This is a genomic window from Pseudomonas sp. NY15356 (assembly GCF_048068175.1).
Lineage (GTDB): Bacteria > Pseudomonadota > Gammaproteobacteria > Pseudomonadales > Pseudomonadaceae > Aquipseudomonas > Aquipseudomonas putida_K.
The window spans coordinates 35,165-58,141 of the sequence record NZ_JBLUPW010000024.1 but is presented as its reverse complement, the minus strand read 5'-3'; the positions used below and the strand labels follow the sequence as shown (position 1 = coordinate 58,141).

Annotated in this window: 13 protein-coding genes and 1 pseudogene; 5 read left to right on the top strand and 9 right to left on the bottom strand. The window is 64.1% G+C overall.

The annotated features are described in order from the left end of the window. Positions 1 to 80: 80 nt before the first annotated feature. A complete protein-coding gene (locus ACNFCI_RS18210; RefSeq protein WP_084857974.1) occupies positions 81 to 896 on the top strand; it encodes a protein phosphatase 2C domain-containing protein in 816 nt (271 codons plus the stop codon). Here ACNFCI_RS18210 and ACNFCI_RS18205 read toward each other — a convergent pair. The 9 genes and pseudogenes from ACNFCI_RS18205 to ACNFCI_RS18165 all read right to left on the bottom strand — a co-directional run bounded on the left by ACNFCI_RS18205 (position 876) and on the right by ACNFCI_RS18165 (position 19,338). Next, positions 876 to 3,497, bottom strand: a complete 2,622-nt coding sequence (locus ACNFCI_RS18205) for an EAL domain-containing protein (RefSeq protein ID WP_368829770.1) — start codon at positions 3,495 to 3,497, stop codon at positions 876 to 878. The two genes, ACNFCI_RS18210 and ACNFCI_RS18205, sit on opposite strands and share 21 nt — an antisense overlap. A 203-nt stretch (positions 3,498 to 3,700) precedes the next feature. After that, complete coding sequence (locus ACNFCI_RS18200; RefSeq protein ID WP_368829769.1) at positions 3,701 to 4,411, bottom strand: DUF2063 domain-containing protein; 711 nt, start codon at positions 4,409 to 4,411, stop codon at positions 3,701 to 3,703. Further along, on the bottom strand, positions 4,404 to 5,237 hold the full coding sequence (locus ACNFCI_RS18195) for a DUF692 domain-containing protein (protein ID WP_324816745.1): 834 nt from the start codon (positions 5,235 to 5,237) through the stop codon (positions 4,404 to 4,406). Before ACNFCI_RS18195 ends, ACNFCI_RS18200 begins: the two co-directional genes overlap by 8 nt. Positions 5,238 to 5,384: 147 nt before the next feature. Beyond that, positions 5,385 to 5,654, bottom strand: a pseudogene (locus ACNFCI_RS18190) (hypothetical protein); the annotation flags it as partial. 166 nt (positions 5,655 to 5,820) lie between these two features. Continuing rightward, positions 5,821 to 6,372, bottom strand: a complete 552-nt coding sequence (locus ACNFCI_RS18185; protein ID WP_084857970.1) for a DUF4174 domain-containing protein — start codon at positions 6,370 to 6,372, stop codon at positions 5,821 to 5,823. A gap of 285 nt (positions 6,373 to 6,657) precedes the next feature. Continuing rightward, on the bottom strand, positions 6,658 to 11,247 hold the full coding sequence (locus ACNFCI_RS18180) for an NEL-type E3 ubiquitin ligase domain-containing protein (protein ID WP_368829768.1): 4,590 nt from the start codon (positions 11,245 to 11,247) through the stop codon (positions 6,658 to 6,660). Between the two features lie 85 nt (positions 11,248 to 11,332). Then, positions 11,333 to 15,877 (bottom strand): NEL-type E3 ubiquitin ligase domain-containing protein, encoded by a 4,545-nt coding sequence (locus tag ACNFCI_RS18175; protein WP_368829767.1) that lies wholly within the window; start codon positions 15,875 to 15,877, stop codon positions 11,333 to 11,335. A 78-nt stretch (positions 15,878 to 15,955) separates the two neighbouring features. After that, positions 15,956 to 18,316: a DNA polymerase II gene (locus ACNFCI_RS18170; protein ID WP_084857967.1), complete on the bottom strand. Its 2,361-nt coding sequence runs from the start codon at positions 18,314 to 18,316 to the stop codon at positions 15,956 to 15,958. A 101-nt stretch (positions 18,317 to 18,417) separates the two neighbouring features. Further along, on the bottom strand, positions 18,418 to 19,338 hold the full coding sequence (locus ACNFCI_RS18165) for a LysR substrate-binding domain-containing protein (protein ID WP_084857966.1): 921 nt from the start codon (positions 19,336 to 19,338) through the stop codon (positions 18,418 to 18,420). A 156-nt stretch (positions 19,339 to 19,494) separates the two neighbouring features. On the opposite strand from ACNFCI_RS18165, the gene ACNFCI_RS18160 reads away from it, so the two are divergent. From ACNFCI_RS18160 to ACNFCI_RS18145, 4 genes are all read left to right on the top strand, one after another. Further along, positions 19,495 to 20,271, top strand: a complete 777-nt coding sequence (locus tag ACNFCI_RS18160; RefSeq protein WP_324813343.1) for a YqcI/YcgG family protein — start codon at positions 19,495 to 19,497, stop codon at positions 20,269 to 20,271. Positions 20,272 to 20,273: 2 nt separating this feature from the next. Further along, positions 20,274 to 20,906, top strand: a complete 633-nt coding sequence (locus tag ACNFCI_RS18155; protein WP_084857964.1) for a LysE family translocator — start codon at positions 20,274 to 20,276, stop codon at positions 20,904 to 20,906. Between the two features lie 40 nt (positions 20,907 to 20,946). Further along, entirely contained in the window at positions 20,947 to 22,041 is a 1,095-nt protein-coding gene (locus ACNFCI_RS18150) for a hypothetical protein (RefSeq protein WP_084857963.1), read from the top strand. A gap of 159 nt (positions 22,042 to 22,200) precedes the next feature. After that, on the top strand, positions 22,201 to 22,896 hold the full coding sequence (locus ACNFCI_RS18145) for a hypothetical protein (protein ID WP_084857962.1): 696 nt from the start codon (positions 22,201 to 22,203) through the stop codon (positions 22,894 to 22,896). Positions 22,897 to 22,977 lie beyond the last annotated feature (81 nt).

Below are 22,977 nucleotides of genomic sequence, written 5' to 3'. Positions count from 1 at the left end.
GACCTGGGCTGGCGAGCGAACCTCGGGCCGGTGGTCCGGGTCGTACAAACTTTCCCCTACCACGAAACGTTCGAGGGACCATGCATTTCGATCTGATTCAAAGCCTGAGCCTGGCCGGCAAAGCCGACGTGCCCAACGATGATCGTATCGGCTGCGCCGACCGCCACGCCTGGGTCATCGACGGAGCGACCGACCTTGGTCCTCCAGGCCTGCTGGGCGAGCGCGGCGGCGCGGCCTGGCTCGCCGCATCGGCCCAGCGCGCCTTCGCCATGGCGACGGGCCCCTTGCAGTCGGTGTGCGAGCAGGTGTTCGACGACCTGGCCCGGGCCTATGCGCGTGACCGTCAGCGCGAGCCGATCGCCGGCTGGGAGCTGCCCCGCGCCGCCTTCGCGGCCGTGGCGCTGGAAGGCGACGAGCTGGTGTGTGCCCACCTGGCCGACTGCGTGGTGCTCCACCGCAGTGCCAGCGGCATCGCATTCCTGACCCCCGAGCCGGATCGTGAAGCCGAGCGTGCCGAGGCTCGGGCCCTTGGGCCCGGTACCGGCGCCCATGGCGTGCGCACACCGGCCGTGATCGCGGACCGGCGCATCGCCCGTGAACGGCCCAAGGCCGTGCTCGGCGTCGATGCGCTGCTGGCCAAGGCAGGCACGCGCTATACCCGTGCCCCGGTGGCCCGGGGCGACGACCTGGTATTGATGAGCGACGGTTTCGCAGCCTTGTTCGACACCTATGATGCCTGTACCCCCGACACGTTCATGGCCCGGTTGCTCGACCAAGGCCTGGACGCCCTCGCCCAGGTACTCAGGCGCATCGAGCACGACGACGCTGCCTGCCTACGCTACCCGCGCTTCAAGATGAGTGACGATGCCTCGGCGCTATGGCTGCGAGTGGGCTGAGCCTGTACGGCCACGTCGTGCCCCATCGCCGGCAAGCCCGCGCCTACCTGCGGGCCTTGTGGGAGCGGGCTCGGCCATCATGCGCACCAGCACCTCGTTTTCCACCGGTTTGCTGAGCAAAAAGCCCTGCACCTCGTGGCATTGGTCATCGCTGAGCAGGGCCAACTGTTCGGCGGTCTCGACACCTTCTGCGGTCACGGTCATGCCCATGGCATTGCCCAGGTTGATGATCGCCTGGACCACACTCCGGTCACTGCCACTCTTGCCCAGCGACTGTACGAAACGCTTGTCGATCTTGATGCTGTCGAATGGGTAGGTGCGCAGGTAGCCGAGGGACGAATAGCCGGTACCGAAATCATCCATGTTCAGCCGCACGCCCAGTTCCTTGAGCGCGTTCATGGTGTGCAGGGCACCTTCGACGTCATTGAGCATGACGTTCTCGGTGATCTCCAGCTCCAGCCGGTGAGCCGGCAGACCAGTGGCCCGCAGCGCATCGCCGACATCACGAACCACGTCGCTGCGGCTGAACTGCGCCGGCGACATGTTCACCGAGACCATGACCGGCTGCGGCCAATCCCGGGCCCTGGCACAGGCTTCGCGCAATACCCAGTTGCCCAGCAGCACGATCAGGTCCGATTCCTCGGCCAGGGCAATGAAACGGTCCGGGCGCAACAGCCCGAGCCGGGGGTGCTGCCAGCGCACCAAGGCCTCGACCGAGGCCACCGTGGCGCCATCGACCTTGAAGCGCGGCTGGAAATGCAGCACCAGCTCCCCACGCGGGATGCCCTCGCGCAACTCGCCCTCGAGCATGCGCTTGTCCATCAGCGCGGCGTTCATCTGCGCCGAGAAGTAGCGCCAGGTATTCTTGCCGGCCTGCTTGGCGCTGTACAAGGCCACGTCGGCGTAGCGGATCAGGTCGCTCGGCGTGCCGGGGTATTCTGCCGACAGCACCACGCCGAGGCTGACCCCAATCTGCACGGCCTGCCCTTCCACTTGCATGGGCCGTTTGAGCGCCTCGATCACGCGCAGGCAGAAGCGGTCCATGTCGTCACGGTCACCCGGGCGGGCCAGCACGACAATGAACTCATCGCCGCCCAGCCGCGCCACCAGGTCGCTGTCGCGGGTGACCTGGCCGAGGCGTGCGGCCACCTCGATCAGCACGGCATCGCCCGCTGGGTGGCCAAGGCTGTCGTTGATCGGCTTGAAATTGTCCAAGTCGAGCATCAACAGCGCCACCTGGGGCGTCTCCGGGCCCTGACCGGCCTGTTCGAGGAAGCGGAACAGCTTGTTGCGATTGGGCAGGCCGGTGAGCGCATCGTGTAACGACAGGTGCTGGATCTGCGCATGGGCGGCCACTTCGTCGGTGATGTCACTGCAGGTGCCCCTGAAACCCGAGCACACGCCGTGGTCGACGATGGCGCGTGCGGCGATCCGGCAGATCCGCTGCTCGCCCAGGTGATCCTTGTACTGGCAGCGCAAGCTGCCAGACGCACTGGTGGCGGCCAGGCCATGCAGCCACGTCTCGACATGGCTGGTATCGCAGGACAACAGCTCGGTGATCGGGCGCTGCAACCAGGCCTGCACGGCATGCCCGGTGAGTTCGGCGAAGCGGGCCGAAAGGTAGGTCAGGCGTAGTTGTGCGTCGGTTTCCCAGATCCAGTCCGAGGCCGCTTCAGCCACCGCTTTGAAGCGCTCCTCGCTGGTTTCAAGAGCCGCTTTGGACGCGGCCAGCTGACGGTGACTGTGATCGATACCGGCACTGGCGCGGATCGCATGACGGGCGAACAGCGCCACGGCCAGGGCGATCAGCAGCAAGGCAATGGCCAAAGGTGGGATCACTGTATGGATCAGCTCGGTACCCGGTTGTGGAATTGCCCAGGTCAATGCATGCCCGCTTCCCGCCAGCGGCAGAAACCCGCGCCCAGGCCGTTCGTCGGCCACCTCGCTGAGGGCAAAGCTGGACAACCCCACCGACCGACCAAGCGACTCGAGCACAGCCGGCGAAAGCACGCGGATGAACACCAGCACCGCAGTGGGGCGCGACAGGTAATGGGCCAGGGATGGCGGGCGGATCACCGCGGCTGCGAACACCGCCGGCTGGCCACGGTACACCAGGTAGCCCGAGGCGGCCTGCTCGGTCTGGTCGGCAGCGCGGGCCATCTGCAGAACGCGCCCGGCATTGTCGCTGTGACGCGCCAGGTCTTCATCGCTCAGTTGCCCATCGACAAGGGCATAGTGGGTACCGTCGTCATCCAGGACATAGACGCCGGCGTAACCATCGACGGTATAGAGCGTGGCCCCGATGTTGTCCTCGTCATAGGCCCAATGGCTGTCGACCGGCCCGGCCATATGGTCGTAGGCTGCCTGCCAGTGGGCATGGGTCAGCAGGAAGCTCCTCTCATTCTTTTGCAACTGGGTCAGGGCCGATACTGCATAGAACCGGCTTCGTTCCACCTCCCGCCGGTCCAAGGTCTCGGCGAGACGATAAAGGGAGACCAGGCCAAGCACCAGAGCCAGCAGCAAGACACCGGAAAACACCAGGATCAGTTGCCGTACCACATGGCTGCGGGTTGACATTTCCTTGCCAGGGTTCACATCCATTCATTCACCGTCGCAACCTGAGGGGGGTTACCACGATTGACCGGAGCGCCAAGGCAACAAATCGATGCAACTGACGACCGGCTATCGCGGGGCATGTCCAATCGACCGTAGAAGCGACTGCTTGTTTTGTACAGAATAGCCCTGCCACCACGCTGTCCAGGGATGTTCCGTGACTCGCTTGCGCACCCATTTCCAGCCGGTGCTCATGCCGCTGTGCAAGTGCCCACGATCACGCCTTGCTTTCGTAGCCGCTCCAGCAATGCCAGCCCTTGACGTTGGAGCTCTGCGTCCCCCAGCGCTTGCAGGCGCTCGCGGCCGGTTCCGGCAAGCCCCATCAATAGCTGGTAGGCCATGGGCGTCAAGCGCGCGAACCGGACCTTGAACGCAGCATCCCGATACACCAGCAACAAGGTAGGTACCTGTGGCGGCTCATCGGGTTGGTAATCAGGGCCTATCTGTTCCACGGGCCAGCGGTAGGCCAACACGCGGGCCACGCATGACAGCAACGGGACCTCGTCGAGCAGATCGCCCTCGGGGTTGTGCGGCGCATCCCGGGCGTCACTCAGGTACAGCTGCGCTTCGATCCACTCATAGTGCGCCAGCTCCAGCTGCCAGGGCGTATCGGCTTCGATGCCCTGCAGGTAGTCGATGAAGGTTTCAGCGACCTCGGTGAACAGCGGCGTGTGGCTGCGGTAGTTGGCATAGAAGCCACGCACCCTGGCATGCCAACGCGCCTCGCCCAACGTTTCACGCATGACCGGGAAACTGCCGGCCAATAATCCCTCCACGGTGTTGTAGAACAGCTCCCGGTAGACCTGCAGGCGCCGTTGCTCGATGCCCGGCGGCGGGTTGGCGTGAGGGTCGCGCAGATGGCGGGCGAAGGTCAGTTGTTGGGCGCGCAAGGTTTCATCCATGGTGAACGCTCCTGACGGCGTCTTGCAGGGCGCGGATGCGCGCCGTTTCGGCGAGCAGCTCAGCCAGCGGCGGGTAGTTGAAATCGCGCTCGAGCACCGTCGGCTGCACACCGAAGCGCTGGACGGCCAGGGCGAACAACAACCACACGGCATCCTTCACCGGTGCGCCATGGGTATCGACCTTCAGGTCCGGCGCTTCATCGTAGTGGCCGGCCACGTGCATGCCCACCACCCGTTCGGGGGGCAGGCCACCGAGGAACTGCGTGGCGTCGTAGCCATGGTTGCAGGCATTCACATAGACATTGTTGACATCCAGCAGCAGGTCGCAATCGGCCTCTTCGAGCACCGCACGGATGAACTCCAGCTCGCTCATGGCCTGATAGGGAGCGGCGTAATAGCTGATGTTCTCCACGGCGATACGCCGCTGCAGAACGTCCTGGGCCTGGCGAATGCGTGCCGAGACATGGTGCACAGCCTCATCGGTGAACGGAATCGGCATCAGGTCGTAAAGATGCCCATCGTCGCTGCAGTAGCTCAGGTGCTCGCTGTACAGGCGCACCTGGTAACGCTCGAGAAACTGCTTCGTGCGCGCCAGAAAATCCTGGTCCAGCGGCAGGCTGCCGCCCAGGGACAACGACAGGCCATGACAGGCGATGGCAAAGCGTTCGGCCAGGCGGTCCAGGCCCTGACCATAGGCGCCGCCGACGCCGATCCAGTTTTCCGGCGCGCATTCGAGAAAATCGACCGCCCCCTGCTCCATCGCCAGTAATTGGGGTAGCAGACCACGGCGCAGGCCCAGCCCGGCCTGTAAAGAAGTGTCGCTCATAAGTTCGAGGCTCCTGGTCGTGTGCGGCCCGAACGAACAGGTCTCGACCTGTCCGTGGGCCGGCAGCAAGGCTTCTCGCCAATGCGCACAAGCCTTGCTGCAACTCAATCAAGCGTTGGTCGGTCAACCATGGACCTTGCCATCGCCGCCACACTTGCCTTCGCCGCACTTGCCTTCGGCCTTGGTGGCTTTTGCGCCACCGCCGCATTTGCCCTCACCGCACTTGCCTTCGCCCTTACCGGCTTTTTCGCTGGCGCCGCATTTGCCTTCGCCACACTTGCCCTCGCCCGCTGCCTTGGCCGCGGCCAGTTGGTAGCCCTGTGTCAGGGGTTCGGCTGCGAATGCGGTGTTGCCAAGGACCATGCCACCGATCAGGGCAGCGCCAAGCAGGCCAAGGGTGTTTTTCGACTGTTTCATGGTGTTGCTCCACTGTGGTTGGGAAGTGGAGCCATTTCATCGCGGTGGTGTATCGAGGGTGTATCGGTGACGGCGGGGTTTTGTATGGGAATCGGTCGAACAGAGAGATTGATACAGTGCGATACATAAACCTGGCCTGGGCGTGCGGACCCAGGCCAGGCGGCCGTCAATCCTCCAACGGCTTCGGTGGGGCCGCCGGCTTGGCGGGCTTGGCAGGTTTGCTGTCCTTGGGCTTGGCCTCGCTGGAGGTCGCCACAGGCTCCGGCGCAGTCACCGCCTTTTCACTGGCTGGCAGCTCGTCCACGGCCTTGAAGATCACTTGCGGGTCCAGTTTCTCACCGCTGTCGTCGTCCTTGAGCACATGCCGTTCACCGTCCTTGCCCACCAGGATCACCTTGGTGCCTTTGCTGGCGCCGAGCTTGAGCTCGCGGATCAAGGCCATGGTGGTTTGTTGCTCGAGGTGCTTGTCCTCGCGTTTGCCCATCATGTTGGCGACGCTGTACAGGACCAAGCTGCGTTCCTTGAACCCGGCTTGGGTGGCCGGGTCCTTGAGGGCCTCGGTCAACCCTCGCAGGGTCGGGTCGGCGCTACTGGGCGCGATGATGACCAACGGCCTGGCCTTGCCCAGCTCCTTGGCCAGCGGCGCATCGCTGTCGGCAGCGAACAGCGGGCCAGCGATGGCGAGCAAGATGGCGAGGGTGAGTGACCGGACGAGCATGCGCATCTCCTTATTTTCTCGATAAAGACTACTGATCATGGAGAAAGATCCGACCTGCGAGCCTAAACCAGCTGATGGAATACAGGCTCGGGCGAAAGGTAACTGGTCGTTTCCATGCTTCCTCCAGAACGGGCCGATGGCACCTGAGGAACTGGCCCTTCCCACCTGAGCATAGCCCAAAGCCACCCCGATGACGCGTGCTACAACGCCCGGTACCAGCGGGCGTTGTTGGGCTCATTGCACAGTGCAAAGGGAAAAGCGGACACCACAACGGCCTCGAGAGCGCTATCGCACAGGGACGGAGGCCTCATCGAACACCGTTTCCAGGGCTTGGCGTGTCAGCGCCTTGATCTTGTCGTTCTCGGCCAAGCGTTGCGCCTCGCCGAGATCAGCGATCCTGGCCAACCGCTCGGCCTCCGGTACTTGATGATCGGCCATCAAATGTTCGATTCGCTGGCTGTAGGTGGCATCGAGCTCGGCGAATGCCTCGGCGTGAGCGCTGCGCAGGTACGTACGCCAGAAATCGCGGGCAACCAGCGAATCCCGAAGCCTGTCTTGCTCACGCTCCCCGTCCAGCACCCAGGCGCGCGCCCGAGCGATCTGCGTCTGCCCTACCTGGGCCAGTTCGCCGAACTGCATGCTATGGGTCTGAATGGGTAGGTCCAGGTCAATGCGCAACGCCAGACGGTAGGCCAGCACGACCTCGATCTCGTCCGGTTCCTGTCCTGCGGCCAGGCGTTCCGTTAGGTCCTGCCTGGCAAAACTGTCGAGCGCATCCAGCCGCGATAACTGCCTGCCGAGACGGAGCAAGGCGATACCCCGCTGAGGGCCGGTCGCGCTGCGTTCGGCCTGCCAGACGAGCCGGCGCACTTCAAGGTCGCTGAAACACAACGCAACGCTGTCCACGCAGGTGAAATCCGAAGCCGCACTGAACAGAAGATCACGCAAGGCCGGATGCTCATACATGCCGGCCAACATGTCGAGCAACCGCCTCGCCAGGCTCGATGCGCCTACCGGGCTGCGGAACTCGGCAGTCCCGAGCATCGCCTGGAGCACCTGGAAAAACGGCTCGGCCCGCGGCTCGGCTTCCAGCAAGGCCCACAAGCTGGCCAGCTCATCGCGGTCCTGACTGTCCACGACATCGAGCCAGCGCGTGCGTGCGGGGACCGGATCATTCGGCGCCACCTGAGGCGCCCTGGGGGCTTGCAACGCGGCCCGGAAACGCTGCGTTTGCGCCTCGGTGAAAGGGTTGCCATTGAAGCGAACCTCACCTTCTCGCCACACGCGAGCGTCGAAAAAAGTGGTCGGCAATGTAGTGATCTGGTTGTTGGACAAATCGAGCGTGCGTAGTTGCGGGCACTCCAGAACGCCGTACGGAAGCTCCCGCAGGTTGGTATTGCGCAGGTGCAGCTCGACCAGGTCGGGCATCGCATGAACCGAGAATGTGCGCCCCAGCGGGTTATGCGAAAGGTTCAGGTAAACCAACGACTCACAATTGGCCAGGATCGTGGATTGCCCTGGGTCCAAGGCGATCTGGTTGCCGTAGAGATCCAGGAATTTCAGATTCGGCAGTTGGGTCAGGTGCAGGGGTAGCCGGGTCAGGTTGTTGCTCGAAAGCTCAAGCAATCTCACGTTGGGAAAAGCTTGCAGGAACTCATCCGGCACGGCTTCGAGGGACATGCCTCGCAAGGACAGTGCGGTGACATGGCTCAAACGCACCTGCTCCGGCAATGCCGGCAATATGCGAGGCTCGGCACCAGACTGGCTCCACCAATAATGCTCGATCAATTCCGGCTCGTCCGGTTGGTCAGGCAACCTGCGCTGCCAGCAATCGAGCAACCCTTTGCCGAAGAAATGGCGTTGTTCCGCCTCTGTGTCATCTCGGGCACTACTAATCCATGTGTTCAAATCGCGAATCAGCACGCGATATTCCGCCTCCAGCCGCGTCAGGACGGTATCGATGCCACCTGGCTGTTCGGCCTGCTGGTTCAGCCAGAGCGTGAGCTGGGCATCGTTGTAGCTGGGGTACAGGTTACGCAGCCTGGCCCGCAACGATTGCGTCCTTGGCCCGCGCCCGCTGAGCGGGTAGCCGATGCGACCGTCGGCCAGGCGCTGCGGAGGCTGGAACCAGCCTCGAGGGCCATTGTCGCCCAGCAGTTGCGCCAGCTCTTCGCGTCGGGATACAGCCAGGCGGCCGATCATCACCCGCAGGTTATGGGCCATCGGTTCATTGATTGTCATGGCAGCGCGCTGTGCCGGTGTATAGGCCGCGGCGAGCACGTCGAACAACTCGCCAGGCTCGCCCTCAGCCATGCCATCGGCGTCGAAACGGCAAAACCGGCCATCGACATGAACCAGGTCCAATGCTGTGGCGCCCTCTTCCATTTGCGCCAGCAAGGGCCCATTCACACGCTGTTCGAACAAGCGCCAGCGTATGCCCTCGGTACCACCGGGAAGATGTTCGAGCATGCCCAGAACCACGCGCGCCAGGTCCGAATCCTGTGGGACATCTAGGTACAAAGCCTCACAGGCCCGTGCCACACGGATGCGCAGGACGCGGCGCCTGGCTGCCTCGGCCAGGTGCAACGGCACCCGTGAGCTGTCCTCCAGACGCTGACGGTCAGCGGCGCTCGCCGTATCCAGTAACGCCTGTGCGCTGCGCGGGTGCAGCCTGGGGAACATTCGGCGCAAGGCCGCGACCTGCACGCTGTCGGGCGCGTGAAGCGTATCCTGGAACTGCTGCAGCAGCGCCCGGCGCTGGTCGGCGACCCGTTGCGCCAATGCCAGATCGTCGATATCGCCAGCTCCCGGCAGTCGCCTGGCCTGCTGCAGCAACGGCATATCCGTCACGGGTTGGCCAGCACGCAATTGCCCGATCAAGGTACGGATGCGCTGGTCCAGCTGGATACGCTCCACGCTGTCCACGACCTCCGCTTCCGGTACCTGGCCGTACACATGCCAAGCACGCAGCTCGTCCTCCCCCAGGCCATGGAAACTCAAGACCTGGTCGATCTGCTCATCGTCCAGTTCGGCGAAGCGCCCGCCCAGGCGTCGGAACAGGTAATGGCTACCCGCCCATTGAACCGGCTGCTCCGTCCAGAGCCGCCAGGCGCCCGCACCGTTATCGCGCAACAAGGGGCCGTGGCCTTCCTGTGGCAGAAGCTGCCACTGGCCGTCGTCGACACGCTGCACGACTGGAAAGTACTGGCCTTGCATCTGGACCCAGGATTGCCCCTCCAGGCGCTGGATGCCGGCAGCGTCACCCAGCGCTGTCGGCGGTGGCGAGGCACTGCTAAACGACGAAACATCTTCTTTCCACAGCTTCACCGAGCCGTCCTCGAGCAGCGCCGGCAGCATGCTGTCTACCAAGGTCGAGCGCGACCAGGCCCGCTGTGCCAGGCCCACACCAGCCGCGGAGGCACCGAGCACAGCAAGGTCGGTGGCGACATTCAGCAAATGGTCGAGGGCATCGCTGCTTTCGCCTTGGCGCCAGGCTTCGATGCCATGATAGGCCTCCCCCAGCAGTGCCCAGGTACTGGCGGCCAGCAATCCAATGCCGATGCCCGGTACGAACAAGCCTGCGAGGGTCAACAGCGCCCAGCCTTCGGCCTTCAGCCGCAGCTCATGCTTGCGCTGGATCTCGCGATCGAGCTGCGCGGTCGGCACCGCGATCAGGCTGGCATCATCCTTGAGCTGCTCAACCCGGCCCTGCCCGAGGCTGGCGAACAGCTCCGCAGGGTAGTCCCGCAGACGTTCGCCCAGATCGATGTTGGCCAGGTCCGACACGCCGCGGTAGCCCGTGATGACGGCGTGGAAGAAATCATGGCTATCGCGTCGGCGCACGAAGCGGGCAAAGGCGCGCTGGTAGGTCGGCGTGCGCAGGCGTTTGCCCAGGGCATTGGCGAAATGGCGCAGGTCTTTGTACGAGCCCCAGGCACCCTGCGGGTCTGCGGGGATATACACCAGCACCCGGTTGACAGTGTTATAGACAGCCCCTCGATCGAACACTTCGATCACCACGATCTGTTCCAGGTCAATGCCCAACAGATGCAGGCGGCGGGCCTTGAACGGTTTGCCATCGAGCTGCCTGGGCCTGCGCAACAGGCACAGAGCGACCAGAAACTGGTATTCGGTATCGGACAACACGCCTTGCATATGGGCCACACAGGCATCGACCAGCATGGCGTAGCGCTGCGCACGAGCCAGCAGCGTGGCGGCAGCCACGGGCTCCTCCTTGCTTGGCTGCAATACCTCATCGAGGTGCCGCTGATACTGGCCGCCCAGGTCCAGGTCACGGCACAGGGCTGCGAATGCCTGGGGCGTCGGCGTGGCCTGGGCCTTGCCTGCCGGGTCGACCAGGCCGTTGCCCGGCGCCTGCAAATCGGTCTTGCCATCGCTGCTGAACAGATTCGCCAAGGCCTGTTGGAGCCTGGCCAATACACCGCCTTGCGCAGGGGCCTCCACGGGTTTGGCCTCGGCCTCGGTGAAGTTGCGTAGCGCTGCCTCGACCAGGGACACCCGCTCATAACGCGCCTCGCTCAGGTGGCTGCCTACGGGCTGGCTGCCGATCACCGGCTCCCAATAGCCCAAGCGAAACTGCCACTGGCGGGCCGGGTAATCGGCGTTGAACTTGACCTTCAAGGCCGTCTCCAGCTTGCTCACGGCGAAGGCGTCGATGTGTTGAAGCTGCCCAAGCCGTGCCTGCGCACGCTCCTGGTGGTACAGGTTCAGTGTCATCGCATCCTTGAGCACCTCGAGTTGATCGGCCGGGGCCAAGCGCAACCAGGCGGGCAATCGCTTGGCGATGATCCCGTCCTGATGCGCCTGGTCATGGTTCTTGTCAGTCGAGGGGCGATCTGGCTCACGCGCGTCCATGGTGCATTCGTCTCTGTGAAATGGAGACGCCAGCGTAGGCAGCGCAAGCGCGCCCTGGGCACTAGATAACTATGCCTCACATGTATCACCGAACGTCGATTGCAGTGTGCTCGCAAGCCGCCTCCAGCGCTTCGCTGGTCAAGCGACGCATCAGGTAGCGCTCATCTGCCTTCTGGAGCTGGTGCGCACGACGGATCTTCGCCTCGATCTGCTCCACCAGGGCCTGCCGGTCAGTGGGTGACACGTCCTCGCGGGCCTGGGCCGCCTCCAGACGGGCGATCAAGCGCTCCAGGCGTTCATGATGAGGCGCGTTGAGCGTGCTGAACGCCTCCTGGTGCGCTTGCGCCAGGTGTTCCTGCCAGAACGTCTGGTCCACCATCCAATCGGTCAGGACCTGGTGCTCTTCGCCTGCCAGTACCGCGCTGCGGATTCGCTCGACCTGCGAGGGATCGATACGTGAGCTCCATGGGTATTCCATTTCGCTGTCGTGCACCGGCAGGTCCAAAGGCCCCCGCAGGGCAAGGTAATAGCCCAGCTCCACCTCGATGGGATCGGCTGGCGTACGCGCCGCGTCGAGAGCATGTATGTAATGATTGACCCGTGTCGTGACCTGGTCCATCCGCCACAACTGGCGCCCCAGGCGCAGCAGGGCGTCCTGTTGACGGGCCGGTGGCGTCTGTGCACGTGTGCGCGCGGCCATCACCCGCACCTCCAGGTTGATAAAGCGCCAGAGCACGCTGTCCTGGCAGGTCAGGGCATCGTCGGCGTGGGCGAACAGCTCTTCACGCAATGCGGCGTCGTCCCGCAGGCCACGCAAGAGGTTGGACACCCGTATGGCCAACTGCTGTGGCTGGGTTCGAAACGCCTGCGTGTCCAACAGCCGTCGCAGCAGTTCCATGACGCCTTGCGACCCCTCCATTGCATCGATCACGCACCATGTCTGGAGCAGTTCGTCCCGATGCCGCGGCGGGGCCGCATCGCGCCAGCGCCGTGCATGGATGTTTTGCTGTTCGAGGTCTTGGGCCTGTTCCCTCAGGGCCACGGCATCGGCCTGGGCCAGGGGGTTGCCGGCCAGCCGCAGCCGATGGCGTAGCCAGAGCGGCGCCTGGTAGAGCGCCTGGGGCAACTGGACGATGCGGTTATCGCTCAGGTCGGCATGCTCCAGGGCCTGGCATTCGAGCAACCCGGGCGGCAACTGGGTGATCTGGGTATGGCGCATCAACAGCCTGTGCAGCCGCTCGAAGCCCACCAACGAGAACGTACGGCCCAGCGGGTTATACGACAGGTTGATGCATTCAAGGTAGGTACACCGTGACAACTCCGCGGCCTGCCCGGCATCGAGCGCGATCTGGTTGCCGTACAGGTCCAGCTCTCGCAGTTGCGGCATCTGCCCCAGCCGCGGCGGCAGGCGGTTGAGCTGGTTGTTGGCGATCTGCAGGATGCCCAGACGTGGGAAAGCCTGCAGGAAACCCGCCGGTACACGCTCCAGGCCCATGCCGATGATCGACAGCTCGATCACGTGGGAGAAACTGCGCTCGGGCAGCTCCGGCAGGTGGCCGGGTTGGCGGTTGTTCAGTACCAGCCTGGCCTCGGTGGCCTGCACGGCCATTGGCAGGCCATCGCCGATCCGCTGCCAGCACGCCAGCAACTGCGCCATGATGGCTCGCCGGTCCGACCGGGTGCGGCGGTCCCTGGCGGTGTCCACCCACTCCGCCAGGGATCGCTGCAAGGTTCGCAACTGCTCGCGCAGCGCCCCAAGTTCGACCACCAGGTCCCTTCCCGCCCGTTGCAGGTCCAGCGCCCAGGTGGTGATCTGCTCTTCGGTGTAACCGGGGTAGACCCGCCGCAGTTCCATCTGCAAGGTCCAGGGCACCAGCCCTTGGCCAACATGGCGAGGCCGCCTTCCCCCCAACGGGTAGCCAAGGCGCCCATCAACCTGACGCAAGGGGGCACGCATCTCGATGCTCGAGCGCGACACGCCCAGCAGGCGCAGGGTTTGTTCGCGCCGTTGGAGGGCCTGGCGCGCCAACAGTACCCGCAGGTTGTGATCGAACGGATCATGGATGCCCATGGCATCGCGTTGGTCGACCCGATACGCCTGGGCCATCACCTCGAACAGCTCGCCGGTTTCACCTTGCACCTGCCCTTGGGCATCGAGCAGGATGAACCTGCCATGCACATGAACCAGGTCGAAGGCAGTCTCGCCCTGCGGCACGCTGAACAGCAAAGGCCCGTTCGAATAGCTTTCGAACAGCCGCCAGCGTATCCCCTTGGCGGCGCCGGGCAAATGTTCGAGCATGCCCAACACCACTCGGGCCAGGTCGGCATTCTGGGGCGTATCGAGGTGGAAGGCTTCGAACACCCGCACCGCCCGCACCCGTAGCATGCGAGCCCGTGCGGCTTCAGACAGGCGCAAGGAGACGCGTCCACTGTTCAGCAGCCGCTCACGATCCACAGCACAAGCTTGCTCGATCACAGCCTGTGCGGCGCGTCGGTGCAAGCTGGGGAATACCTTGCGCAACGCACGGGTATCGGCGGTATCGCTGTCTTGGGCACTGTCGTACAGGCGCTCAAGCAATAGCCTACGATCGTCCCACGCCCGCTCAGCAAGTGCCTGGTCCGACAAGCCGTTCGCACCAGGAAGCTGCCTGGCATGCTGCAACACGCCCTGGTCCGACACCGGCTCACCGGAGCGCAGTTGGCCGATCACCACGCGAATACGCAGGTCCAGGCGCACACGCAGGACACTGTCCGCCAACTCGGCGTCCGGGGCCAACCCCCTGACATGCAAGCCGCGCAGGTAGTCGCCATCGATCGCGTGGATGAGCATCAGCTGGTCGATCTGCTCGTCGTCCAGCTCACGGAACCGACCGCCGAAACGGCGGAACAGGCCATGCGCATCCGACCATAGGGCAGGCTGCTCCGAACTCAGGCGCCAGGCCCCGGCGCCGTTGTGCGCCAACAAGGGCGCATGGCCCTGGCGAGGGCGCAGGCACCATTGACCCTCGACGGTACGCTGCACCGAATAGTAGTACCCATCCATCTCAACCCAGGCCCACTCCCCGAGGCGGTACACCCCCTGTGGGTCACGGGCAGCGTCTGGCGGCGGCGGTGGGCTGCGAAACGGTGCAAGGTCATGGTCCCAGAACTTGACGGTACCGTTCTCCAAGTACGCCGGAACCAGGCTGTCGACCCTGCTCGACCGCGCCCAGGCCCGACTGGCCGCGCCCAGTGCTGCAGTGGTGGCGCCGATCAACACCACGTCCTTGGCCACGTTCATGATGTGGTCCAGCGCCAGGGCGTCATCACCTTCACGCCAGGCTTCGACCCCCAGGACAACGTCCTCCAGCAACTCCCAGGCCGTGCTGGCCAGCAACAGCGCCCCCAGCGCGGGCACGAACAGCCCAGCCAGCCCGACCAGGAACCACCCGCCGACGATCAATCGCTCGTCGTGCGCTCGCTGCAGGGCCAGGTCCAGCTGCGCCACCGGCGTGGCGATCACGGCTGCGTCGTCCTTGATCTTCTCGATGCCCAAGCGTGCCAGGTTGTCGAACAACGGCAACGGGTAGGCGCTCATGTGCTCCTGCAGGTCCAGGTTGGCCCAGACCGGCAGGTCTCGGTAGCCGGGAGTCACGGTTGCGTAGAAGGCCTGGCTATGGCGCTGGCGCACGAAACGGGCGAAGAACGCCTGGTAGTCCGTCGTGCGCAGGCGCCGGCCCAATTCGTTGGCGGCATGACGCAGGCTTGGAAAAGCAGTCCAGGCGCCGTTCGGGTCTTCCGGGACATTCAGCAGGACGCGCCGGGTGGTGTCGCGAATCACGCCCTGCTCGATCACATCCAGCACCAGGATCCGCTCCAGCGGGCACCCCAGCAGGCTCAGTTGCTTGGCGACCACTCGATGCCCCTGCAAAAGCCCAGGCTTACCATGTCGGCAGAGCCCGACGATTAACTCCAGCTCCTGCTCCGTCACATGCCCCTGGAGCCTGGCCTGGTAGGCTTCGACCAGCATGTCCTGGCGCGACGATTGCGCCAGCAGCCAGGCGCCGTCGCCCTCGGCATCGGCTGCCTGCGCTGCCAGCACCTGCGCGAGATGCCGTTGGTACTCAGCTCCGAGGTCCAGTTCACGGCACAAACCGGCAAACTCGATCGCCGAAGGAGGCTTCAGCTTGCCAGCGCGGGGGTGGGCCAAGCGGTTGCCTGGAGCCTGGGTACCTGGCAGGGCCTCGTCCTGGGTGAAGTTGCGAAGCGCCGCCTCCAACAACGGCATGTCCTTGTAGTCCCATGTCGTCAAGTGAGCACCCACAGGCTGCGTATTGATCACCGGTTGGGCGATACCCCGGATGAACCTCCACTGCCTGACGTCGAACTTCGCCCGGTAGCGCTGGTGCAATGCGGTTTCCAGGCGCGACAGGACGAACCGGTCCAGCGGCTCGATCCGTTTGAGCATCCTATCGACCTGATGGCGCAGCCGCAGGCTTTCGCCCAACGCCTGGCCGAGGGCGGTCAATTGTCCGGCCGTGGCCTGGCGAATCCAGCCTGGCAAGCATTGCCCGATGAGACTGTCCTGAATGGCCTGTTCGAGTCGGGTCAGCTTCGCATCGGTGTCGGCAACGTTGTCGCTGCTGTCCATAGTCATGTCTCCCGGGAGCAAAGCCATGAGGCTATGAGCTCAAGGAGACAGGTAGCCCCTAGATAGCTACCACCAGGTTCAGAAGAGCAACAACTGGCGATCGGTCAGGGCGTTGAATTCATCGCCCACGAACGGCAGGATGGCATCGGCCACGGGCTGCAACTGACGTGACAGGTAGTGCTCATGGTCGATCGGCGACTGCCGGTTTTCCAACGGCTCCGGGCCGGAGGTGGTCATCACGTAGCTGATCCAGCCACCATTCTGGTATTGCAACGGCCGGCCCAGGCGCAGGTTGTATTCATCGGCCAGCCGCGCAGCACGTACGTGGGGCGGCACATTGCGCTGGTAGTCGCGCAAAGGCCTGCGTAGGCGCTTGCGGTACACCAGCAGCGCATCCTGCTCCCCGGCCAGGGTACGCCGCACATAGTCGCGCACGTAGTCGCGGTAGGGCTGGCCACGGAAGATCCGCCCATACAGCTGCTGCTGGAATTCCCGGGCCAGGGGCGACCAGTCGGTGCGCACCGACTCCAGGCCCTTGTAGACCACGTCTTCGTGCCCATCGGCGCGCTGCACCAGGCCGGCATAGCGTTTCTTGCTGCCTTCTTCCGTACCGCGGATGGTGGGCATCAAGAAGCGTCGGTAATGGGTTTCGAACTGCAATTCCAGCGCACTGTGCAGGCCCAGGCTGGCCTCCAGGTGCTCGCGCCACCACTGGTTGACCTGGGCGACCAGCGCGTGGCCGATGCGTGCCGCCGATGCCTCGTCATGGGCCCCCTTGAGCCAGACGAAGGTGGAGTCGGTATCGCCATAGATCACGTCGTAGCCCTGGGCTTCGATCAACTGCCGGGTCTGGCGCATGATCTGATGCCCACGCATCGTGATCGACGAGGCCAGGCGCGGGTCGAAGAAACGGCAGCCACTGGAGCCAAGCACGCCGTAGAAGGCGTTCATGATGATTTTCAGGGCCTGGGCCAAGGGCACGTTGCCCGCGCGCTTGGCCGCCTCCCTCCCCTGCCAGACCCGCTCGACGATCGCCGGCAGGCCGTGCCGGGTACGGGAGAACCGGGCACCGCGAAAACCTTCGACCGAATGGGCATCATCCGGTTGGCCCAGCCCTTCCACCAGCCCCACCGGGTCGATCAGGAAGGTGCGGATGATCGAGGGATACAGGCTCTTGTAGTCGAGCACCAGTACCGAGTCGTACAGGCCTGGGCGCGAGTCCATGACGAAGCCACCGGGGCTGGCTTCGTCGGGCCTGCTGCCCAGGTTGGGCGCGACGTACCCCAAGCGGTGCATCGGCGGGATGTACAGGTGGCAGAACGCGGCTACCGATCCCCCGCTGCGGTCCACTGCAAGGCCCGTGACAGTCGAACGCTCGAGGAGGAATTCCAGCAGCTTCGTATGGGCGAAGATCCGCGTCACCAGTTCGCAGTCCTTGAGGTTGTAGCGGGCCAGGGCCGGCTTGTCCTCGGCGAACATGCGGTTGATTTCGTCCATGCGCTGGTAGGGCGTGTCGATGGCCTTGCCCTCGCCCAGCAACGTTTGGGCGACGCTTTCCAGGCTGAACGAGGGGAAGCTCCAGGTGGCCGAGCGCAGCGCCTCGATGCCGTCGATCAGCAAGCGGCCCGGGGCATCGGCGAATACATGGCTGCGGCTGCCGTGGGCGCGCAGGGCCAGTGGCGCGCCGTTACGCCCCAATGCCAGCGGCACCTTCAGTTGCGTGGCGAGCTCGTGCAGCAGGCGCAGGTCGAACTGCACCAGGCTCCAGCCGATGATTGCATCGGGGTCATAGCGGGCCAGCCAGCGGTTGAGGCATTCGAGCAACTGGGCGCGGTCGTCGCAGTACTGCAGGTCGAAATCCACTGCGCCGGCATCGCCATTGGCCGGCCCTAGCATGTAGACCTGGCGCTGGCCGCAGCCTTCAAGGGCGATGCTGTAGAGCTCGCCGCGCTCGCTGGTTTCGATGTCCAGCGACACCAGACGCAACGTGGGGCGGTAGTCCGGCAAGGGTTTGAGCTGGGCATTGCAGAGCACGCCCTGGGCATCGGCCTGGCCGCTGAACTGCACCGGGGCGGTGATGAACCGCTCCATCAGGTAGCGCTCCGGGGGCCGGATGTCCGCTTCGAAGACGTCGATGCCCGCAGCCCGCAAGCGCTGTTCGAGCTGGATCAGCTGACGGTGCTGGCGGCAATACAGGCCCAGCACGGGGCGCTGCTCGAAATCGCGCAGGCCCAGCGGGCGCAACTCGACACCCGGCTCGGCGCCCACCAGTGCCTGTGCACGCGCAGCCTGCTCTGCCGGGATGAAGGCCACCGAGACCTGCGGCGCCAAGCGCAGCTGGCGCGGCCCTTGGTCGGTGGCGAGCCAGAACTCCACGCAGGTGCCCTCGGGCGTATCGTGCCAGTGTCGGGTGAGGACAAAGCCCTGCTGCAACTCCACCGCGTCGACCTCGAATCGTTTTTTCGTTGAGTGAAGGTGCATTCTACCGCTGTATGGGGATGGCCTGTTCGACCCCATGGGCCTCGTTGCGGGGGCGGGCATCACCCATAGAGGTAGTCGATGTCCTTGTAGGCCAACGGCGGTACCTGGCCAAGCAGGAAATCACGCAGACGCTGCATCTGGCGTGCCTTGGGGCTGGCCTTGAGCCAGGTCATGTAGTAACCGTCGCCTGTGGCCACGGCATGCTTGAAGGGTGTCACCAGGCGGCCGGCGGCCAGGTCGGCACTGGCCAGCACCAGGTCGACCACCGAGATGCCCAGGCCTTGCTGGGCTGCGGAAATGCCCTGGTCGAGCGTATCGAACACCTGGCCCTGGTCGATGCTGATTTCCAGCGCGTCCATCCGTGCCAGCCAGCGGCGCCAGTCGCGACGGTCCGGCGAGGGATGCAGCAGTTCGCAGCGCTCGAGCACAGAGAGATCCGACACTTGATCCTGCAGGTAATCGGGGTGGCACACCGGAATCAACCACTCATCGAACAGCTTGAGCCCCTCGACATCGGCCGGGAAACGGCCATTGCCCAGCAGGATGGCACAGTCGTAGGGCTCGGAATAGAAATCCACCGTGTCGATGTCCATCCACACGCTCGACAACTGCACGCTACAGCTGTTGTCGACCTTCTTGAAACCGTCCAGCGCCCGGAGCAGCCAGCGAACCGTCAATGTAGAAGGTGCCTTCAGGCGCAGGCCGTAGCGGTCCTGGCGCAGCAATGAACAGGCATTCTCGATGATCTTGAAGCCGACCTTGAGCTCCTGGGCCAGCAATCGACCGTGCTCGGTGAGGCGCAGCTTGGGGCCGCGACGTTCGAACAGGTCACAACCGAACAGGGCTTCAAGGGTCTTGACGTGATGACTGACAGCACCCTGGGTCAAGGACAGCTCCTCGGCCGCCCGGGTGAAGGAGCCGTAGCGTGAGGCGACCTCGAAAGCGCGCAGGGCATGAAGTGCGGGGATCCGTTCCGACATCGAGCCATCCAAAGTATGAGTGAGACTAATAGTAGGTCATAGCACCACCCGTTTTACAACCTTGGTGGGTTCTTCGAAAATGCTCTTAAACAATAAATATTCATAGGAAACCGCGTAGAACTCGCGGTCAATTTCATTGAAATACCTGGGGAATACATGTTTACGGGTTATGGAAACTGCTATCGCCTGGATGCGCTAGAGCTGGCCGCCGAACATATCCAGAATCACCCACATTGGACGCATACCGCCATCGAACAATTTCGTACCTTCCTCGCCGCTCCCGATTTTCCTTGCCTGTTCGGACGCAAGGCGGTAGCAACCGCGACTTGCCATGTGGTCTTCGCCCGGGCCGGCGAATGGGCCACCGACATCGCCCGAGGGCTGGCCGGCTATGTCCGTATGCTCGAGCCGATCCCGCTCAAACAGCGCATCGGCATGCCACTGCTGGCATTCCTCGAAACTGACGCCAGCAGCACCTTGGCCGAGCAACAGTCCCTGGCGTGGCAGGTGCTGCAGGATGTGCACCGTCTCGACCCGCTGCCCTGGCCCGCCGGGGTACCCCAGGATCCCCATGACCCCAACTGGTCGTTCTGCTTCGCCGACATGCCGTTGTTCATCAACATGAACTTCCCTGCGCACCGGCAGATGAAAAGCCGCAACCTGGGCGACCACATCGCCTTCGTCATCAACCCCCGGGAAAGCTTCGACGAGGTGGCCAGCGCCGCCACCGAAAGCGGGCGGCGCATTCGCTCGCGGATCCGCGACCGGGTACGCCACTACAACGATGGCATCGTCCCGGATACCCTGGGCTTCTTCGGCCAGGGCGACAACTTCGAATGGCGTCAATACCAGCTTCAGGAACCCGGCTCGCTGAACCCTGCGCGCTGCCCGTTCCATGCCCATGCAACAGCCGATACCCTGATCGAGAACTGAACGTGAATACCGCACTCGCCGCCACCTATGCCCTCACCGTCCTGCTGCTGATCGCCACGCCCGGCCCGGTCGTGGCGCTGGTCGTCAACACCGCAGCCGCCTCCGGCCCGCGCAAGGCCCTGTTCACCGCGCTGGGCACCAACTGGGCCTCCCTGGTACTCATCGGTGCCGCCGCCTGGATCATCATGACCAGCGCCGCAGTCGACAAGGCCTGGCTCAGCGGCCTGAGCCTGCTGGGGTGCCTGTTCATCGGCTACATCGCCGTCGCCACCTTGCGCGAAGCGCTGCAGGCGCCCGCTGCGCAAACAGCGGCGGATACGCCCGAACAACCGGGGCGAGGTGGTTTGCTGCAGGGCTTCATGGTGGGTATTTCCAACCCCAAGGACATCATCTTCTTCATTTCCTTCTTCCCGCAGTTCATCCAGATCACCGAGTCCTTCGGCAAGAGCATGGTGGTGTTGTCGCTGCTGTGGATCCTCATCGATTTCGCCGTGCTCAGCCTGTACATCTTCGCCATCGGCAAGATCGCCTCGCAGCGCAGCAACCGCCTGATCACCCTGGCCTCCGGCGTTGCGTTGCTGCTGATCGCCATTGCCGGCCTTGCCTACAACATCAAGGAACTGGCCGCCATCTGAGCCGCGCCGTTGCCGAGCCTGGAGTGCCAAAGGAGCGCCCATGAGACCGATCGACCACGCCACGAACGTCCAGGGCAGCCCTCTTCCCCTGCAACAGGACTACCAGCGCTTCCTGTTGCTGGGCAGCCGCCGCGCGCCCCACACGCTGTACATGCATGAACGCGGCTATCGCTCCGGCACCATCAATACCGACAGCCTGGGCATGCGCTACAGCCACTGCGGCGAAAAGCGCTTTTCGGTGGCCGAGCACCATGGCACGAAGCGGGTCAACTTGTTGGTGGGCGGTTCCACCACACTGGGCATCGGCGCCAGTTCCGACGAACACACGGTGGCCTCCTACCTGTCGGCACTCACCGGCGAGGTCTGGCTGAGCCTGGCCGGCTGCGGGCTGAATGCTACCCAGGAGCTGTTGATGTTTCTTACTCACCAGCATCGGTTTGGCGAAATCGGCCATGTGGTGGTGCTCAGCGGCCTGAATACCCTGGCCCATGAGGCTTTGGACGAAGTCTTCGCCTGCGAACAGGGCCAGGAACAGGCATTGTCCTACCTGGGCCTGCTCAACAGTTTCAACGAAGGCGTGCAGCACACCGAAGCGCCTCGCAGCTCATCGCTCTGGCAGCGCCTGGGCCAGGCCCTGGCCCCTCGCCGCCACCCTTCCCCACCCAATTGGACGCTGTCTGCCCCCGACAAGCGCCTGGCCCGTGCGGCCGAGACCATCGGCCGCACCCTACGGCAATGGGATCGCCTGCTGGCTGATGGCCATGCAACCCTCACCTTCATTCTGCAGCCTTTATTACCCTGGTGCCGCGACAGCCTGCCCGCCGCCGAGCAAGGCATGCTCGATACCCTGCAACGACAGCCGACCAATTTCGACCGGCTGCTGGCCGACGTGTTCGACAGCGAACTGCACATGGCTTTCTTCCGTCGGATCAAGGCCCAGGCCGAATCCGTGCCCTGCTACGACATGAACTGCATGCTGAGTAGTTCCCCGGTGTTCAGCGAAGCGCTGTTCGTCGATCGCCTGCATTTCAACGATCTGGGCAACAATGCCCTGGCCAAGGTGATCACCGCGAAACTCGGGCTGGCCCAGGAAAAACAGGCCAATCGCAAGGCGACGACCATCAAGCTCGTCTGACAAAGCAGGAATGCTCTTTCAGACTGCCCTTCGGGGTGGCTAGAATACGACGTTGTCGCTCCTGATTCGCTTGAGGCACGTGTGTAACGCCATGACCATCGAAGCTGCCCCGCTGTACCTGGTCGCCAGCCTTGGCCGACCTGCCTGCGAGACCCGCCCGTGAATCGTGCTGTCTTCTTGTCGCCATTGCTCCTGGCCGCGCTTGCGCAAAGTGCCCAGGCACTGGACGTGCAGATCGACCCACACGCCGACCTGCTCTATCGCCAGGCCCTGCCCCTGCTCGAACAGGCCGACAGCCAGGACGATGCCCCCAGCCCGCTGCGCACTGCCATAGGCGGCGACCCGGAGCTCAGCCGCCAAGGCCAGGCCCTGGCCCGTACCCTGCCCACGGCTGTCGCCTTGCTGAAAAAATCAGTGGCACTTGGCCACCCGGTAGCCCAGTACCGCCTGGCCTTGTACTACATGACTTACCTGCCCGCCACGCAGATCCCGGACGCCGCCTGTCCTCTGCTGGAGGCCAGCCTGCAACAGGGCTTCGCCCCGCCAGCCCCGGCAATCGCCACCTGGTGCCCGCCGTACAATGCCAGCCCTGCGTACCGCCAGGCACTGGAGGCGATCCCCGGTATGGCCACCCTGTATGCGCCCTACTACCCGCAGCCTGCCGTTCGCCTGGCTTGCAACCGCAGCCAGCCGCAAGGCCTGGAGATGCAATGGGGGCGTCAGCGTGACTACCAGGCCGAGGTGTACCGCCTGCTCGGCGAGCTTGACCCGCAGCGTCGGCAGCTGTTGTTGCAAAAGGCCGTCGAGATCAACGGTTGTGCGGCTGCCCAACAGCGCCTGACCAGCCATCGCTGATCGAATGGCCCAGGGGTAGCAAGAACGTTCAAGCCTCCCCTCTCGTCCTCTGGCATGCTGGTTATCCCTGTCGATTCATAG

What these genes read in the sequence shown, in the direction of transcription:
- ACNFCI_RS18180 (WP_368829768.1), bottom strand. Translation starts at nt 11,247, where the DNA reads ATGGACGCGCGTGAGCCAGATCGCCCCTCGACTGACAAGAACCATGAC.
- ACNFCI_RS18175 (WP_368829767.1), bottom strand. Translation starts at nt 15,877, where the DNA reads ATGGACAGCAGCGACAACGTTGCCGACACCGATGCGAAGCTGACCCGA.
- ACNFCI_RS18160 (WP_324813343.1), top strand. Translation starts at nt 19,495, where the DNA reads ATGTTTACGGGTTATGGAAACTGCTATCGCCTGGATGCGCTAGAGCTG.
- ACNFCI_RS18210 (WP_084857974.1), top strand. Translation starts at nt 81, where the DNA reads ATGCATTTCGATCTGATTCAAAGCCTGAGCCTGGCCGGCAAAGCCGAC.
- ACNFCI_RS18195 (WP_324816745.1), bottom strand. Translation starts at nt 5,237, where the DNA reads ATGAGCGACACTTCTTTACAGGCCGGGCTGGGCCTGCGCCGTGGTCTG.
- ACNFCI_RS18200 (WP_368829769.1), bottom strand. Translation starts at nt 4,411, where the DNA reads ATGGATGAAACCTTGCGCGCCCAACAACTGACCTTCGCCCGCCATCTG.
- ACNFCI_RS18185 (WP_084857970.1), bottom strand. Translation starts at nt 6,372, where the DNA reads ATGCTCGTCCGGTCACTCACCCTCGCCATCTTGCTCGCCATCGCTGGC.
- ACNFCI_RS18150 (WP_084857963.1), top strand. Translation starts at nt 20,947, where the DNA reads ATGAGACCGATCGACCACGCCACGAACGTCCAGGGCAGCCCTCTTCCC.
- ACNFCI_RS18165 (WP_084857966.1), bottom strand. Translation starts at nt 19,338, where the DNA reads ATGTCGGAACGGATCCCCGCACTTCATGCCCTGCGCGCTTTCGAGGTC.
- ACNFCI_RS18205 (WP_368829770.1), bottom strand. Translation starts at nt 3,497, where the DNA reads ATGGATGTGAACCCTGGCAAGGAAATGTCAACCCGCAGCCATGTGGTA.